The sequence below is a fragment of the Gordonia sp. SCSIO 19800 genome (assembly GCF_018132775.1).
Classification (GTDB): Bacteria; Actinomycetota; Actinomycetes; order Mycobacteriales; family Mycobacteriaceae; genus Gordonia; species Gordonia hongkongensis.
On sequence record NZ_JAGRQM010000003.1, the window covers coordinates 140,210 to 156,582 of the forward strand.

General features: G+C 68.2%; 13 protein-coding genes. 5 read left to right on the plus strand and 8 right to left on the minus strand.

What is annotated here, in order from left to right:
• Window positions 1-340: 340 nt before the first annotated feature.
• Both KB201_RS04640 and KB201_RS04645 read right to left on the minus strand, forming a co-directional pair.
• A complete protein-coding gene (locus KB201_RS04640) occupies window positions 341-1,600 on the minus strand; it encodes an HNH endonuclease signature motif containing protein (RefSeq protein ID WP_211538493.1) in 1,260 nt (419 codons plus the stop codon).
• Between the two features lie 938 nt (window positions 1,601-2,538).
• Window positions 2,539-3,513, minus strand: a complete 975-nt coding sequence (locus tag KB201_RS04645; RefSeq protein ID WP_165630512.1) for a 1,4-dihydroxy-2-naphthoyl-CoA synthase — start codon at window positions 3,511-3,513, stop codon at window positions 2,539-2,541.
• A gap of 178 nt (window positions 3,514-3,691) precedes the next feature.
• On the opposite strand from KB201_RS04645, the gene KB201_RS04650 reads away from it, so the two are divergent.
• Window positions 3,692-3,919 carry a hypothetical protein gene (locus KB201_RS04650; protein ID WP_249145097.1) on the plus strand — a complete coding sequence of 76 codons (228 nt, stop codon included), beginning with the start codon at window positions 3,692-3,694 and terminating at the stop codon, window positions 3,917-3,919.
• A 34-nt stretch (window positions 3,920-3,953) separates the two neighbouring features.
• Window positions 3,954-4,604, plus strand: coding sequence for a PaaI family thioesterase (locus KB201_RS04655; RefSeq protein WP_211538494.1), 651 nt, complete (start codon window positions 3,954-3,956; stop codon window positions 4,602-4,604).
• Here the strand turns inward: KB201_RS04655 and KB201_RS04660 are convergent.
• Window positions 4,595-6,742: an Rv1355c family protein gene (locus KB201_RS04660; protein WP_211538495.1), complete on the minus strand. Its 2,148-nt coding sequence runs from the start codon at window positions 6,740-6,742 to the stop codon at window positions 4,595-4,597. The two genes, KB201_RS04655 and KB201_RS04660, sit on opposite strands and share 10 nt — an antisense overlap.
• A gap of 170 nt (window positions 6,743-6,912) precedes the next feature.
• Between KB201_RS04660 and KB201_RS04665 the strand changes: the two genes are divergently transcribed.
• Window positions 6,913-7,671 (plus strand): hypothetical protein, encoded by a 759-nt coding sequence (locus tag KB201_RS04665; RefSeq protein WP_137809702.1) that lies wholly within the window; start codon window positions 6,913-6,915, stop codon window positions 7,669-7,671.
• On the opposite strand, the gene KB201_RS04670 is transcribed toward KB201_RS04665, so the two are convergent.
• Complete coding sequence (locus tag KB201_RS04670; RefSeq protein WP_223258822.1) at window positions 7,617-8,822, minus strand: diguanylate cyclase; 1,206 nt, start codon at window positions 8,820-8,822, stop codon at window positions 7,617-7,619. The two genes, KB201_RS04665 and KB201_RS04670, sit on opposite strands and share 55 nt — an antisense overlap.
• A gap of 461 nt (window positions 8,823-9,283) precedes the next feature.
• Here KB201_RS04670 and KB201_RS04675 point away from each other — a divergent pair, with 461 nt between their 5' ends.
• The gene (locus KB201_RS04675) at window positions 9,284-10,489 is read left to right on the plus strand and encodes an EAL domain-containing protein (RefSeq protein WP_211538496.1); all 1,206 of its coding nucleotides are present in this window, start codon (window positions 9,284-9,286) and stop codon (window positions 10,487-10,489) included.
• A 282-nt stretch (window positions 10,490-10,771) separates the two neighbouring features.
• Here KB201_RS04675 and KB201_RS04680 read toward each other — a convergent pair whose 3' ends face one another.
• From KB201_RS04680 to KB201_RS04695, 4 genes are all read right to left on the minus strand, one after another.
• Complete coding sequence (locus KB201_RS04680; protein WP_058253341.1) at window positions 10,772-11,218, minus strand: Hsp20/alpha crystallin family protein; 447 nt, start codon at window positions 11,216-11,218, stop codon at window positions 10,772-10,774.
• Between the two features lie 250 nt (window positions 11,219-11,468).
• Window positions 11,469-12,761 carry a trans-acting enoyl reductase family protein gene (locus KB201_RS04685; protein WP_058253359.1) on the minus strand — a complete coding sequence of 431 codons (1,293 nt, stop codon included), beginning with the start codon at window positions 12,759-12,761 and terminating at the stop codon, window positions 11,469-11,471.
• 57 nt (window positions 12,762-12,818) lie between these two features.
• Complete coding sequence (locus KB201_RS04690; RefSeq protein ID WP_068970029.1) at window positions 12,819-13,904, minus strand: AbrB family transcriptional regulator; 1,086 nt, start codon at window positions 13,902-13,904, stop codon at window positions 12,819-12,821.
• 45 nt (window positions 13,905-13,949) lie between these two features.
• Window positions 13,950-14,567: a class I SAM-dependent methyltransferase gene (locus tag KB201_RS04695; RefSeq protein WP_058253339.1), complete on the minus strand. Its 618-nt coding sequence runs from the start codon at window positions 14,565-14,567 to the stop codon at window positions 13,950-13,952.
• A gap of 64 nt (window positions 14,568-14,631) precedes the next feature.
• Between KB201_RS04695 and menD the strand changes: the two genes are divergently transcribed.
• Window positions 14,632-16,335: a 2-succinyl-5-enolpyruvyl-6-hydroxy-3-cyclohexene-1-carboxylic-acid synthase gene (gene menD, locus KB201_RS04700; protein ID WP_159370194.1), complete on the plus strand. Its 1,704-nt coding sequence runs from the start codon at window positions 14,632-14,634 to the stop codon at window positions 16,333-16,335.
• Window positions 16,336-16,373 lie beyond the last annotated feature (38 nt).

Consider the following 16,373-nt stretch of genomic DNA (forward strand, 5'->3'; position numbering starts at 1 on the left):
CCTTCTGCTCCCTGAGGTGCGAGGAGCGTTAGCCGCCGGGCCGAGCGAGCGACGAAGGAGCGCGTCGAGGTCGACGAGCCTCGAAGGGTTGGCGACGCAACTCGCCAGGACCCTTCGTGACGGCCTCCGCAAGCTCCGGCCTCCTCAGGGAGCAGTAGTGGGGCTCGCCCCGTGCACAACGGGTTTCTTCGTGGTCCCGACGGCCCGTCCCCGGCCGACGATCTGACCGGGAACGGAGCCGATTGGGGCGTCACTGTGGAGTTGTCAAGGGACAGATGCGGTCCCGGGCGTTGGCCGGGTGCGAAAAGGTGCTGCGCGAAAGTGTGTGTCGGAGGGCCGGTCAGGCGGCGTCGTCGAGGCGCATGGTGCGTCGGTTGTATGCGGGTAGCGGTCGGCGTTGCGGATCGATCGACACGGGCGGTACGAGCCAGGGGTGGCGGTCGAAACCCATCACGATGTCCCACCCGTGGTGGTGGACCTGTGTGTGGCAGCGCTGGCAGAGCAGGCAGCCGTTGTCGAGGTCGGTGGGTCCGCCGTCGGCCCACGGCCTGATGTGATGCACCTGCGTATGGGACGGTGGTGCACCACATTTGATGCAGCACGTGTCGCGGACGATGATCGCTTTGCGTAAGTGTGACGGATACAACCGGCGGGTGTGACCCATCTGCAGCGGTACGCCCTCACGGTCGAGGACGATTTCGGTCACGGATCCGTCGCAGGAGACCTGTTTCGCGGTGGCATGGCTGACCGATCCGGTCCACGGCAGCGTCGCCAGGTCTCCGGTCGCGGGGATCGTCAGCATCAATTGAGTGCGTGGGGAACCAACGGTATCGAGGGTAGCGCCGATCGCGGCTTGGTCGAGGATCAGTTCGAAGGCGTCGGCGCGGCGTTGCTCGGCGGTGCGTCGATCCTGTGCGCCGTCGGGTTCCGGCCTGGGGCAGGAGCGTTCATCGATCATGGCCTGGAACTTCTCTCCCACGATTTGGGTGAGGTCGGCATGTACTTCGACGCGGCCGTCGTCGGTGGTGTGGGCGTTGACCGCGTTCAGCGATGGGTCGTCGGCGGCCGGTACACCGGTGTCGGAGGTGTCCGCCAGAGTATTGGCGATGGCTCGGCCATGCTTGAGCACTTCTGTCGGTGTTGCGCCGGAGAGTGCTTGGGCGATGAGTTCGAGTTCGTACTGGGCGCGCTCGTCATCGGAAAGGGCTTTGTGACAACGCTTCTCGATCTCGTTGATCCCCCGCACGATGGCATCGACGACCTCGCCGGACAGCCGCCCATCGGCGGCGTGATGCGCCACCACGGGCAGCGTCGGCAGCGCGTCGACACCCCGCATGGTGCGAAGAGCAGCGGCCGGCGCATGGCCGGACTCGATCAGCAGTTTCTTGGTGGTGCTGCCGGCCTTCTGCGCGACGCCGAGGTCGTCGAGTTGCGCTGCGTGAGCGACGATCTGATGATCTGCAAGGTTGCGGATCAGACGCCACGTGTCGAGGGCGTCGAATGTTGCTCTGCCCGTGGGGTCATCGGCGGGTGGGGTGGTCTCGATGAGTTGATCGAGGAGAGTGGCTAGCTCCGGCATGACTCCAAGGTACAGGAACATGCGTTCGATTTCGAGGAAATTCCACAAGCTGATAACCGTGAAATCAGCGGCTGTGCAGCATTTTTCGTCGACTGTGCATGATCTCCGGTGACCGTGCCCAAACGGTCCACAGTGGTGGACTCCAGTCACTCGCGTTTCGTATCTTGTCCCAGGATTGTAGAAATCGGTGGTTCCCGGGCTCGATGCGGCGGATTCCGAAGTCGTGAACTCGTTCGCGGACAAACGATTCGTCGGCGACAGCAGGCGCACTACGTCGGTGACCGCGCGCTGGCTGGCGGTATCGAGCCACGGTCATCGGGTGACGCGATCGGCGTATCGGCCATGGGTTGATGGCCGGCATGCAGGGCCGTTCGGCATGCGCCGCCCCGCTGGAGGGCTCCGCCTCCCTGATCCATCGCCACAGCGGCGCCCAACATTAAGGGTTTGCGCCTGAAAGTAATTGGCGGACTGTCTCGTTCATCTGATTCGAGCGAACAAGCACGCCATTGACATCGTCGGCGACGTTGGATTGCAGCCGCTGTCGACTCGGGACGGGCACCCACATAACAGAGCTCATCGAGAGACTCGCTCGACGGCATTCTTCCCGGCGCCTTCACCCGCCCATACCAGCTGTTCCGCATCGAACCCGACACCCACTACTCGGGCACGCTCTATTCCGAGGAGCTTCTGCCATACTCTGACAGGCCGCAACACCCGCTCCCTCGGGTCTCGATCTTCGCACCTCAAAACTAAAGTGAGACCGGGCATTGCATGCATTACGCGCGCGACATGGCACCCACGGATCACCGCGTCGGCTGGGGCCTCTCAACGGTTCGGTTGGCGGTGACGTAGCGGTCCACGCGGTCGATCACTGCAGACGCGCGAATCCGGCCGTCCACCTACCCCGGGTCGAGGTCCGAGGCAGGTGCGTTCGGAAGTGGCCGGCCAGCGTACGCGGCTCAGTAGTAGTACGGGTAATCGTCCCAGCGCGGGTCGCGCTTCTCGAGGAACGCGTCACGCCCTTCGACGGCTTCGTCGGTCATGTAGGCCAGGCGGGTCGCCTCACCGGCGAACACCTGCTGACCCATGAGGCCGTCGTCGGTGAGGTTGAACGCGAACTTCAGCATGCGCTGCGCTGTCGGCGACTTGCTGTTGATCCGGCGCGCCCAGTCGATGGCGGTGGCCTCCAGCTCGGCGTGCGGGGCGACGCGGTTGACTGCGCCCATCCGGTGCATGGTCTCGGCGTCGTAGGCCTCCCCGAGGAAGAAGATCTCGCGCGCGAACTTCTGCCCGACCTGCTTGGCGAGGTAGGCGCTCCCGTAGCCGGCGTCGAAAGACCCGACATCGGCGTCGGTCTGCTTGAACCGGGCGTGCTCGGCGGAGGCGAGGGTCAGGTCGCACACGACGTGCAGCGAATGCCCGCCGCCGGCCGCCCAGCCGTTGACGACCGCGATCACGACCTTGGGCATCGTCCGGATCAGGCGCTGGACCTCCAGGATGTGCAACCGCCCGCCCTCGGCCTTCACCCGCGCCGCGTCGACCGTCTCGGCGCCGGCCGCCGCGACGTCGTCGTCGTGTGTCGTGGCGTACTGATAGCCGCTACGCCCGCGGATGCGCTGATCGCCGCCGCTGCAGAACGCCCATCCGCCGTCCTTCGGGCTCGGGCCGTTGCCGGTCAGCAGGATCGTGCCGACGTCGGGCGACCGCCGCGCATGGTCGAGGACCCGGTACAGCTCGTCGACCGTGTGCGGGCGGAAGGCGTTGCGGACCTCGGGACGGTCGAATGCGACGCGCACGATCCCGTACTCGCGGCCCTCGCCGACGTGGCGGTGATAAGTGATGTCGGTCAGGTCGTCGAAGCCGGGCACCACCGCCCACGATGCCGGGTCGAAGGGCTGGCCGGAGGGTCCCTGGGTGTCGGGCGTCGCACTCATGGGGTCAGCCTATCGACGCGGCGACCGGGCGCTTCGCACGCCTGCAAGCGGCGGATTGGTCGGAAGAGGTCACGAAGTCGTGACGGGTTCGACGCGGATTGCATTCAACCATTGGATGCCTGCCGGTCTTCGGCTCGAACATCACCGAAATCTCAGTTTCGGATGCTTAGCTGTCCGTATGGCTGTATGGGGGTGGATTCTGATCCTCGGGGGCGCGTGGTGTGTCGTGTCCGCGGCGGTCGCGGTGATCGTCGGGAGGGCGGTCCGGATCCGGGACGAAAAGGAACGCGGTCCGCGTGGCGTGCCGGACTACATACCCGAGTCGACGCGCCGGCTGGCCCGGGGCGGGGTGTGTGTGGATCTCGCCGACCGTCGTCGCACGGAGGGGAACACCGACACCGGCTAGGGCACGGCACCGCCGGCTCTTATACGGTTGGCCGGTGAGCGAAGCGAACGATCGCGCCGTCGAGACCGTCGACGAGGACCCGCACGAGGGTGGTTTCCGGGCCCATGCGGCCATCACCACCGACCGCGGCGGACCCCGCTACGGCGAGTTCAGTGAGCAGGTCCGCCTGCTGATGGACAACGCCCGCTACGCCTGTCCCGACGACGAGCTCGTCGACGAACTCATCGAGTCACTGAAGGCGCTCAACGACCGGCTCGCCGATTCCCGGATCGACGAGTGGCACTCACCGGCGGGGACCCGCATCGACCTCCCGTCGCGCGGCAACATCACCCTGCCGCCGTATGTGGTCACCGAGGCGGACGACAACGGGGTCGTCGCCGAACTGACCTTCCGCGATTTCCACCTCGGCGGGAACAACGCCGCGCACGGCGGTCATGTCGCGGTCGCCTTCGACGACGTGGGCGGCTTCGCGTCGGCGGTCGCGATCCAGCATGTCAGCCGGACCGCGTACCTGACCGTGCAATACCGGTCGATCACACCGCTGAACACGCCGCTGCGAATCCACGCCTGGGCGGACCGGATCGAGGGGCGCAAGGTCTTCATCAAGGGCACCCTGCACGACGGCGACCGCCTCTGTGCGGAGATGGACGCCCTGTTCATCAAGCTCAACCCAGGTCAGGCCTGACCAGCACTCGTCGGCGGGCGCACGGGTAGACGACGGCTCACCTCCGCCGGCGCATCCGTGCGCGACAGTCGCAGCACGATGGTCGGCGCCTCGCCGGCGTCGAGCGGCCACGTCTCGAGCATCTCGCGGCGCAGGGCGGCCAGTTCGTCGCCGTGATTGCTCGACAGTGTTCGCGCGGTCGCGTCGTCCCCGGCGTAGAGAAACGTCGGTGTCATGGGGTGAACCGCGAAGCCGAGACGCTCGGCGGCCACCCACAGCTGCTGCGCGACGATCCCACCGCGGAGGTAATCGGCGGGGGTCGTGCCCTGCTGCACCAAGACCAGGATCGCCGACGACGACGCGGCCCGGGCGCCGGCATCGGCACCGAGTGCGGCACCGCCACCCCATTCGTCGAGCAACGCCATGACATCGGCACGCCGCAACACGTCGAGCATCCCCGCCATCGCCGGCGGTAGGTCGAGCGAGGCGACGTCGATGCCCTCGGCGGCGGCCGGATCGGTGGTGAGCTCGGCGAACATCTCCCGATGCAGTTCGGGCGTCAGGAACCGGGCGCGATCCGATCGGGCGATGATCGAGGCATATCGGTCGATGTCCGCGCGGTCGTCGAGCGCCACCAACCGGGTCCGATCGCTCGTGGCGGCATCGTGCAGTCGGACGAGATCGGAGGCCGACAGCGGTGATCCGTCCCCGACTCCACGTCGGGTGCCGCGGGCGAGCAATGCGTCGAGTTCGGTCTCCGCGTCCGCAGAGCGCGACCCGGTGTCGATGCCCTTGAGGCGTGCCCGGCCGGCCAGCGTGTCGGCCGCGTCGACGATCTCGATGTCGTCGAGCACCCCGCGCGCGGCGGCCGCGACCTGCGCGTTGTACAGGGCGGCGCCGACCGCCACCGCAGATGCCCGGTGCTCCACGTCGAGGGTCGAGGTGCGGGTGCGGTCCAGGACGATCGTGACGGCGTCGTCGTCGGCGATGATCTGCCAGGGCTGCTGGTTCCCGGCGGACGGCGCCCGGCTCGCGGCGTACACGACGAGTTCGCGATCGGTCATCGCCTCGACGGCGGGCTGCACCTGCGGACGGATCGGTTCGGCGTCGGCCGGTGGTTGTGCTGCGGGTATGGAGGCATGGGTGTCGATCGGGTCCTCGAGGCCGTCCAGCCACGCGTCCCGGTCGAATCGGACGCGACCGGACGTCAGGGACTTGCCCTGGACGAGGCGGCGGACGGCCGCGGCCACGGTGGCGCCGCCCAGGAGGACGTCGCCGCCGAGCTGCGGCCAGGCGGTGACCGTGTGCCCGAGCTCGATGGCCGACGCCGCCATCGGCGCGGTCACCTTCGTCGGCTCGAGTACCCGGACGGCGAGCGGGGTGAGCGACGCGCGGTCGAGTCCGACGAGATCTTCGATCCGCAGGTCGCCGGCCAGGCCGTGGAAAAGAGGCCGATCCGGTTCGAGGTCGAATCTCTCGACATCGAGGGTTCCGCCGTCGCTCGTCTCCATGAGGACCGGAATTCCTCGCTCGCGACATTTCTGGCGCACAAGGACCTTTACATCGAAAGAATCACATTCTTCGACGACGAGATCCAGGCCGTCGAGGAATTCATCGATGTTCTCGATTGTTATGCCGTCCACATGTACGACGGTGGTGAGATAGGGATCGATCTCGGAAATGCGTCGAGCGGCGATCACGGCCTTGTTGTCGTGAATATCCATGAGGGTCGCCGGAATTCGATTCATATTCGTGAGTTCGAGATCGTCGAAATCGGCAAGACGTAATTCGCCGGTAAGGCCTTCGAGTGCGAGCGTGAGTGATATCGCGTGTCCCACACTCAAACCGACGACACCGATCCGGAGCTCGCCCGCAGCGTCTTGCTGCGACGCGGTCAGTTTGTGCCGGTTGCGGTCGAGCCGCAGGCGCCGGAACGTGCGCGGACCGGGGATCTTGACGAGGGCGTTACGCCAGGGAAAGTGCGCGTAACGAGGTGTCTCGTCCCGGAGAGCGGGCTCGGCGGGCGGGAGGAGTTCATCGAGCGCGCGGGCGGCGCCGGCCGTGATGTCGGACACAGTGAGGGACGGTTCGGCGGTCAACGCGGCGGGTAGTTCGTCCGGGAAGTAGAGGGTGGCGGCGGCATCCGGCGGCGTGTGCATAAGCCCATGGTGTCGCACGGGATTGCACGACGCCAACCGTCAAAGCGACGGTCGGGCAAAAAGAACTGCGCTTGTGGGAGTGCATAAATGTGGCCTTGTGGCAGCATTACACGCGGGGTCGGGGGAGATCTCGTCTCTAAATTTACTAATTCCTGGAAGGCAATACTGCGATGAATAAGGTGTCAGTCACCAATGATCAGGTTCGCACCGGGATGTTGCGATCGATCGCACCCGAAACCGGGGCGGAGTACTCGGTGGTCGTGGCGAGCCCGCGGTCGGAGCCCGAACTGTGGCGTGAGTACCTCGCCGGCGCGGACGCGTCGTACCACCGCCACGGGTGCGCGGCCGCACTCGAGTACGACGAGGTCGCCGGCGGCGAGGGCACCGCGATGTTCTTCGCGGTGCTCGACAGCGAGGGCAAGGTTGTCGGCGGACTACGGGTCCAACCCCGGTTGGAGGCGGCTGCGCAGTCGCACGCGCTGGTCGAATGGGCGGGTCAGCCCGGTCAGGTGCAGCTCGTCAACGCCATCGAAGAACGCCTGCACGACGGCATCGTCGAGGTCAAGACGGCCTGGGTGGACGAGCGATCGGCGATCGCGGGGTCGGTGGCCGGTCAGTTGTCGCGGTTGGGGCTGGTCATCATGGAGATGTCCGGGGTCGAGGCCATGATGGCGACCGCGGCCGACCACGTTCTGCGCCGTTGGCAATCCGGTGGTGGACGCCTCGACGAGTCGGTGTCCGCGACGCCGTTCCCCGACGACCGGTACCGCACCCGGCTCATGTGGTGGGACCGCGCCCGGCTCGACACCCTCACCAGCCCGGAGACCTGGCGTCGGATGCGCCGGGAGGCCGACGCACTCCAGGCCGCGACGACTCAGCGCCCGCTGGTCCGGCTGTCGATGTCGACGAAGTCGGCCGGGCGTCGGTAGAAGACCTCGTACAGGCTGGCCGACGGCGGAGACACCGTCCGCTCGGCGTCGGCGGCATGTGCGCTCGGCGCGCCGTCGTTCCAGGTCACTGCGTCGATGGATTTGATGACCGTGGTGTCCCGGCCGTTCTCCTTGGCCTGATACACGCAGGCGTCGGCCTGGCCCAGGAGGTTGCCGATCACGTCGTCGGTCGAATAGGCGGTGTCGAAACGGCCGGAGACCAGCGGGTCGCCGGCGACGCGCAGCGGCGCGCAGACACCGCCGACGCTGATGGTGACCGGCGCTGCGGCGGCGACGGCGGCCCGTAGGCGTTCGGCGCTGAGCCACAGTTCGTCCGCGTCGTGGACGACGTGGAACATGAGGAACTCCTCGCCGCCGTAGCGGCACACCTCCGAACCCACGGGGGCGTGCTCGCGGATCGCGGCCGACGCCGCCAGCAGCACGCCGTCACCGGCGAGGTGGCCGTACTGGTCGTTGATCTTCTTGAAATGGTCGACGTCGAGCAGCAGGATGCCGATCCAACCGGTGGACGACCGTGCGGCCGAGAGGAGCTGCGATGCGCGGATCAGGAAGCCGCGCCGGTTCAGCAGGCCGGTCAGCGGGTCGATCCCGACCAGGCGGGTCTGCTGATCGAGCACGGCCTCCATCGACTTGCGCAATGCGACGACCAGGAAGACCGGCACCACGATCAGGCCGAGCATCGCGCCGAAGCTGATCAGGTACTCCGGCAGCGAGGGCGTTGTCACTGCGAGGACGGTTGCCGCACAGACGACCGCCAGCGCCAGATGGGACAGGATGAGTCGGGTGGTCGCCGAGATCGCGCCGATCGCCGGGATGACCGCGACGATGGCGAGGACGAGCGTCGATGATCGCGGCGAGGCCAGGATCATCGAGGTGCCGCAGATGCCCACGATCCCCAACCCGCCCAGGAACGCGAACTCGAGATCGGTCAGCCGGGCGCGGATGGCCGTCACCGCGAAGACGACCGCGATGAACGACCAGATGGTGAGCAGGATGGGCATGCCGCCCGGGTACAGCGTCTCGGGCGCGAGCACGCTGATGACCGGCAGCGGGATGACACCGCCGGTGCTGATCAGTGTCGCCATCGACCGGGCGTCGTAGCGCCGGAGCACCCTCCTGATCAACGACATCTACCACGACCGCTTTCCGTCGGCGGCTGTGGGGACAGCCGCTTGTTCGCCGAGATTCGCATTAATGCCACTGCGACTGCATTGGCGGAAACCGCGTAATCTTTCGTGTCCTACGCATAGGCAATGAAAGCACCTTACCAGCAGTTTTGCCGCACCTCGCGGAATCGTTAGCAGCGCTGCCGAGAATAGTGGCGAATCGCCGGCCGCGTCGGTCTCAGATTTTGTGAACATCTGTCAAAAGAAATCGATGTCTCGACCCGGGCCCACGAAAATTGCACACGGTTTCGTCGAACCGTCGCGGCGGGCATTTGTGAGAACGGTCATGACGGCCGGCCCTGGTCCGCCAGCGGTGGCGCCTCGTCCTCCTTCCCGGAAGCGGACCGGCTGAGTAGTATCTCCGCGATGGAGAACTGCGGCGCCCCCGGCGTCGCCCTGGGGGGATCGGACCAGCGAATGACGTCGTGTTGACGTTCGGCACCTCGGTGATCGCGGTGTCGGTCGACCCGTACCACCGAGCCGTCGTCGCCTATGGCTACGAGACGTCGGCCGCGGCCGCCGAGCGCTTCATCGAACAGGTGCTGATGCCCATCAGTCCGCGGGCGCGTTTCCAGCGGCGGTCGGACTTCGACTGGCTCATCCACCTTCCGTGGACCGGCGCCGGTGACGACGAGAGTGGACGCAACGCACTGATCGAGGCGGCCCGCACCAAACTCGGTGCGCACACCGTGAGCGACGGGGAATGCAGCTGGTTCCTCGACGTGTGCATGGGCGTCGCCGTCGGCGATGTGCACCTCGCCGCCGAGTCCGAGGACGATCTGGTCCGCCACGCCGACGCCGCCCTGTGCATCGCGCTGAGCAGCCGCACCGCCGTCGCATTCGCATCGCCGACGACGCTGCGCCATATCCGGGCCGAGGTCGACCTCGCGGGTTGGCTCACCAGATCGGTCGAGCGCGACTTCTCGGTCTTCTATCAGCCGATCGTCGCGGTACCCGACCGGCGGGTCGTCGGGTACGAGTCGCTGCTCCGGTGGCACACCGAGTCCGGTGTGCTGGCTCCGGACGCGTTCCTGTCTGTGGCCGAGGGGATCTCGCTGCTCGCCCCCATCGGACGGCATGCGATCGGCGAGGCCATCCGGGACCTGTCGGGGGCGATCACCCGGAACGTCGGGCCGAGCACGTTCGTCTCCCTCAACCTGTCCGGGCAGCAGTTGTGGGACGACGGGCTCGTCTCGTACGTCCACGGCCTGATCGACGGTCATGGTGTCGAGCCGTCGAGGGTCTGGGTCGAGGTGCGGGAGGACCAGGCGATCCGGGTCGACACCTCCGCGTCGCGGGCGATCGACGCGCTCCACGACCTCGGCTGCACGATCTGCATCGACGACCTCGGGGCCGGGTTCTCGGCCCTGCGCTACGTCCGCGATCTCCCGGTCGACGTCCTGAAGGTCGATCGGACGCTCATCGCGCAACTGGCCGACAGCTCGCCCGACCGCGCCGTCGTCCGCGCGATCGGTGAGATGGCCGCCGCCACCGGGGTGAAGATGGTCGCCGAGGGAATCGAATCCGAGGCGTTGCTCCCGATGCTCGAGGAGTTCGGGTTCGACTACGCCCAGGGCTTCCTGTTCGGCCGCCCGGCGCCGCTCGTCGAACTGTTCGGGTCTGACCGCTAGGCGGCCCGAACGGGTTGTGGCCCAACCTGCTCCCTGAGGAGGCCGGAGCTTGCGGAGGCCGTCACGAAGGGTCCTGGCGAGATGCGTCGCCAAGACCCTTCGTGGCTCGTCGCTATCGCTCCTCGCACCTCAGGGAGCAGAGAGAGACGGCACCGCTTTACCCGACAGACCGACGGTTCTGCGGTTCGTTCGGACTAGGGAGCGGGATGATTCGTCGTCGATGGCACCCCCCTTCGACATGCGGCTGTTTCCTCAAATGTGTTGCGGCTCCAGACGATCAATTCATGTGACCGTACTGGTCTCGATCGCCTGTGGTCGGCCGGCCGACTCCACCTCGATCCGCCGCGGCTTGGCCTTCTCGGCGACCGGGATGGTCACGGTGAGAACGCCGTTGTCGTAGCGCGCAGAGATGGCCGCGCTGTCGATGGCGTCGCCGAGAGTCAGTTGGCGGCGGTAGGTTCCGGAGAATCGTTCGCTCGTCAGCCACTGCACGCCCTCGTCGGACGGCGTGCTCCGCTGGGCGGAGAGGGTGAGGACCCCGTTGTCGACGCTGACGTCGATGGAACCGGGATCGGCGCCGGGCAGATCGGCGATGAGCAGGTAGTGGTCCTCGACCTTGTACAGGTCCAGGGGCATGAAGCGGGGAGTGCGGGCAGTTCCGGCCGCTGAACCGGTCATCATGCCTCGGGTCCAGGCATCCATGTCGGAAAAGGGATCGAAACGAAGCACAGCAGTTCACCTCCTGATTCTCAAGGCTGCTCGCCACCCGTTAGACGAGCAGTTCATCGCTGTACTGCCAACGAAGATAGCACCGGATCCGGCACTCGTCTAGCACTCTGGAGGTGAGAGTGCCAGATTTTTCCGGGGCCCGGAGACGACGCCGCCCGACCGCGAGTTCGACTGTGCCGGAGTGGGTCCGGTCTGCGCCGGCGTGGCTGCCGGAGGGTCGAACGACGCGATCGGGCGGGGTCGGGTCAGGTCAGTCGGTGAGCTCGGTGGCGTCGATGCTGAACCCGGCGTTGCGGAGACGGTCGATGAGAGCGTCGCCCATCGCCACGGCAGTCGTCAGCACTCCGGCCCGCTTGGGCAGGTGGTCGCGGTCGAGGGCCAGTGCCAGCGCGCTCTCGGCGAGCATCACTGCGGTGGCCTTGTAACCGGGATCGCCCTGGGCGCGCATCCGGGCCTTGTAGCGTCGTCCGGTGGTGGTCCGCGTGAACGTGTCGACCACGAAATAACCGTTCTCGCGGGCCTTTTCGCTGGGTCCGTCACCGGGCTTCGGCAACACGCGGTCGAGGACACGTCGCGTGGGGCCGAAACTCATCGCTCCCATGAACGCGCCGGTACCGACCGCGACGGCGCCGGCGATCAGGGTCGACACCGCGGGGACGCCGCCGACGCTCATCGTCTCAGCGTAGTGGAAGTCCTTGCCGTAAGCGTTGTCCAGCAACGCATTCGAGCGCCGCACGATCCGGGTGTTGTGGGCGGCCATGAAGAAGGGCGCGAGGGTGCCGCGCAGCGACGGATCGACCTTCTTGGCGTTGATGATGGACAGGTCGCTCGGTTCATCGGACAAGCTGACCCGCGGGACCTCGCCGGGGCCGCCCGAGAGGGCCTGCGGGTTGAGCATGAGCCGCCGGGACTGGGCGTTGCGGGCCTCCTCGGCGATGACCCGCATCGAGTCGATCGTTCCGCCGGAGATCCCGCCGCGGAACGACGCGACGACGAGGGTCGTGTCGGTCATCTCGCCGGCGGCGTCGTCGGAGACCTTTCGATGCAGCGCGTAGGTGGTGATGTCGGAGGGCACGGAGTCGAAGCCGCAGGAGGGCACGATGCGTGCCCCCGAGGCGGCGGCGACGTCGTGGACCTTGTCGATCGCGTATCGCACGAACGGCACCTCGCCGGTGAGGTCGACGTAGTCGGTGCCGGCGGTGGCCGCCGCCACGATGAGGGCCTCGCCGTACTTGAGGTAGGGGCCGACGGTGGTGCAGACGACCTGGGTGCGCGCGACCATCGCGTCGAGCGCCGCGGGTGATTCCGCGTCGGCGATGATCAGCGGCCAGTCGTGTGCGCGCAACGGCAGCCGCTTGCGGGCGTCGGTCAGCTTCGACTCGTTGCGGCCCGCCAGCGCGATCTTCGTACCGATCGGCGCGTGGTCGGCCAGATACCGTGCCGTGAGTTCGCCGACGAAGCCGCTGGCGCCGTAGACCACGACGTCGAATTCGCGGCCGTGGGAGGTGGATGATGTCGTGTCGGTGTTCGATTCCCCGCTCATCTTCCCGACCTTACGTGGGACCGGGGTCACACGTAACCGTCGAGTCGGGCGAGACGGTCACGACGCCCGCCGAGCGGCGAGGCGCGCGGCGAAGGGCGCCACGAACAGCATGAGCAGGACGCGCAGGATCTGGGCGGCCACGACGAACGCGACGTTCCCGCCCGCCCCGGTGGCCGCGGCGAGGACGGCGTAGATCCCGCCCGGAGTGGTCGCGAGATAGCAGTCGAACATCGACTCGCCGGTCCACGCGGACAGCACGACCCCCAGCAGGGCGCAGCCGGCGCCGATGACGAGGATCAACACCAGCGCCAGCGGCAGGACACGGCCGATCGCACGCAACCGCGGCATCGTGAATCCGAGGCCCGCCTGCCAGCCGATCACCGCGTAGGCGACCGCGAGCAGTGCGGGGGACACCTCGGCGGAACCGGCGATCCCGGTCAGTTCGGCCGCGGTGGCCAGCGCCAGCGGACCCAGCAAACCGGCTGCGGGCATGCGCAGCAACCGGCCGAGCGGGATCCCGACGCCCAGGCACACCGCCAGCAGTAGCAGTCCCCAGCCCTGATTCTGCAGCGTTTCCGCCGACCAGGCGTCGGATCCCGGTGCGACGGCTCCGTTTTCGGCACCGAACACGAGCGAGGCGACCACCGGGATGGTGACGGTGACCAGCGCGACGCGCAGGTACTGGATGACCGCAACCATCCGTTCGTCGCCGCCGAACTCGCGGGTCAGCGCCACCAGCCCGGACGCGCCGCCCGCGACGAGCGCGAGCGAGCCGGTCAGGGAGTCGACGTCTCGGTGCAGCCCGAGCAGGGCGCCGCAGGCGATCGAGATGACCAGTGTCCCCAGGCCGATGACGAGCACCGGGAACCACGACGACCCGAGTCCGCCGACGGTCTCGGGCTCGGCCATTGTGCCGATGAAGACGCCGAGGACACCCTGCGACGCCACGAACGCCCATCGCGGGACGATCGGGTCGTCGGATTCGTCGGCGTCGGTGTTCGTCCGGCCGGGCGCGCGGCCGGCGATCGCGAGAGCACCCGCGACCACGAGCCCCGCGAACAGGGCGGCGGCGTCGACCTCGAGGAGCTCCAGAACGAGCGTCGCGACCGCGGTGAGGAGAATCAGCACTGTCCAGCGACGCACTGGCTCCACAGTAGGCCCGCCGCCGGGAGCGGAGCGAGCGGGACCTCAGACCGGCCGGGCGGTCCCGACGGTCAGCGCGCCGAACGGCTTCGGTACGCCGGGCTGATAGAACGCATCGACCGGCCCGAGTGCGAAGCCGGCGGCGGTGAGCTCGGCGCGTACGTCGCGGGTGAGATGGCAGCCGCCTGCGACGCGTTTCTGGATCGGTTCGAGTCGGCGCTGCCACCGCCGGACGCGGGCGTCCGGGGCGGAACCGTGTTCGAGGAATCCGAGTTGTCCGTCCGGACGCAGCACGCGGCGGAGTTCGGCGAGCGCCGCCTGGTGGTCGGGGATGGTGCACAGGGTGAAGGTGGTGAGCGCGGCGTCGAACGAGTCGTCGTCGAACGGCAGTCGTTGGCCGTCGAGTCCGGCACGTTCGATGGGCACCGGGGAGGTGGCGACGCGGTCGGCGGCCATCGACCATCCGACGGTCGACGGTTCGACGGCCGCGACCTCGGTGAGCCCGGCCGGGTAGACGCCGACGTTGAGGCCCGAGCCGAAGCCGATCTCGATCATCCGGCCGGACAACGACGCGCAGGCCCGCGCCCGCAGCGGGGTCAACGCCGCCATGCCGCAGGTGCGCTCGATGAGGTGCGGCAGGACTCGATCGTCGTAAAAGCCCACGTGACGAGGGTAACCCCGCTCCCCGCCGCGATGTGTGGACTCGGGAGAGCACTAGGCTTGTGGGATGAACCGACCGGCCCAGAACGCCCCCGGGCCCAACCCGTCCACACTGCAGGCCCGGGTCATCGTCGACGAGATGATCCGCGGCGGTGTCCGCGAGGCCGTGCTGTGTCCGGGGTCGCGCAACGCGCCGCTCGCCTTCGCCCTCCACGCCGCCGACGCCGCCGGGCGATTGCGTCTGCACGTGCGGATCGACGAGCGCTCGGCGGGTTATCTGGCTCTGGGGCTCGCGGTGTCGTCTGGACAGCCCGTCCCCATCGTGATGACCAGCGGCACCGCCGTGGCGAACATGGGACCGGCGGTCTTCGAGGCCAACTATGCGCGGGTGCCCCTGGTCGTCGTCAGCGCCAACCGGCCGTACGAGCTGCTCGGTTCCGGCGCCAACCAGACCGTCGAACAGTTCGGCATCTTCGGGACCCAGGTGCGTGCGGCGATCAGTCTGGGCCTCGCCGAACAGGATCTCGACACCAACAGCCAGTGGCGGTCGGCGGTCGGTCGCGTGCTCGCCGCCGCCCGGGGCGCGCGTACCGGCAACGCCGGCCCGGTGCAGTTCGACATCCCGCTGCGCGAACCGCTGGTCCCCGACCCGGACGAACTCGCCGGCCCCGACCCGTCGACCGACCTCGGCTCCTTCTCCGGACGGCCCGGCGGACTGCCCTGGACGCAGGCGCCGGTCGGCAAGCTCGACGTCCCGCTGCCCATCGACCTGTCCCTGGACACCGTGGTCGTGTCGGGGCACGGGTCGGGTGTCCATCCGGGGCTTGCCGGGATCCCCACGGTCGCCGAACCGACGGCACCGCGGCCGGTGACGCCGCTGCATCCGCTGGGCCTGAACTCCGTCCGGCCCCAGCAGGCGATCATCTGCGGTCGGCCGACGCTGCACCGCGGGGTGTCCCGCCTGCTCGCCGACCCCGAGGTCCGCGTCTACGCGCTGACCACCGGTCCGCGCTGGCCCGACGTCTCCGGCAACGTCTACGCGACCGGCACCCGGATCGAGGTCGTCGGCGAGCCGCGCGAAGACTGGCTCAAGGAATGCGCGGCGGTACAGGAGCGGGCGGCCTTCGCCGTCACCGCCGAACTCGACGAGCCGGGCCCGGCCACCGGGCTCCACGTCGCACGGGCGGTCAGCGACGCCATGGCCGCCGGCGACCAACTCGTCGTCGGCGCCAGCAACCCCATCCGGGACATCGCCCTGGCCGGCCGGATCACCGACGGGGTGCGGGTCCTCTCGAACCGCGGGGTCGCGGGTATCGACGGGACCAATTCGACGGCGATCGGTGCCGCCATGGCACGTGACCGGGATCAGGCCGGCGCGCGGACCATCGCCCTGATGGGCGACCTGACCTTCGTGCACGACGCGACCGGTCTGGTCATCGGCCCGGGCGAGCCGCGCCCGTCGTCGCTGCGGATCGTGGTCGCCAACGACGACGGCGGCGGGATCTTCGGTCTGCTCGAACAGGGCGACCCGCGCTACAACACCGGGCTGTACGCCGGGGCCTACGAGCGGGTCTTCGGGACCCCGCATCGGACCGACATCGCGTCGATGTGCGCGGGTTTCCACATCCCGCATCGTCGGGTCGGGGTCGGTGAGCTCGGCGCGGTGCTCGCCGAGGATCCTGCTCCCGGCGGGATCGAGGTCGTCGAGGTCGCCACCGACCGCGAACGGCTGCGATCCGTGCACGCGGCGATCGCAGCGCGACTGCGGTAGGGCTGTCGGTGCGTCCCGGCGGTGCGCGACCGGTCGGT

What these genes read in the sequence shown, in the direction of transcription:
- KB201_RS04640 (WP_211538493.1), bottom strand. Translation starts at nt 1,600, where the DNA reads ATGTTCCTGTACCTTGGAGTCATGCCGGAGCTAGCCACTCTCCTCGAT.
- KB201_RS04645 (WP_165630512.1), bottom strand. Translation starts at nt 3,513, where the DNA reads ATGAGTGCGACGCCCGACACCCAGGGACCCTCCGGCCAGCCCTTCGAC.
- KB201_RS04650 (WP_249145097.1), top strand. Translation starts at nt 3,692, where the DNA reads ATGGCTGTATGGGGGTGGATTCTGATCCTCGGGGGCGCGTGGTGTGTC.
- KB201_RS04660 (WP_211538495.1), bottom strand. Translation starts at nt 6,742, where the DNA reads ATGCACACGCCGCCGGATGCCGCCGCCACCCTCTACTTCCCGGACGAA.
- KB201_RS04665 (WP_137809702.1), top strand. Translation starts at nt 6,913, where the DNA reads ATGAATAAGGTGTCAGTCACCAATGATCAGGTTCGCACCGGGATGTTG.
- KB201_RS04670 (WP_223258822.1), bottom strand. Translation starts at nt 8,822, where the DNA reads ATGTCGTTGATCAGGAGGGTGCTCCGGCGCTACGACGCCCGGTCGATG.
- KB201_RS04685 (WP_058253359.1), bottom strand. Translation starts at nt 12,761, where the DNA reads ATGAGCGGGGAATCGAACACCGACACGACATCATCCACCTCCCACGGC.
- menD (WP_159370194.1), top strand. Translation starts at nt 14,632, where the DNA reads ATGAACCGACCGGCCCAGAACGCCCCCGGGCCCAACCCGTCCACACTG.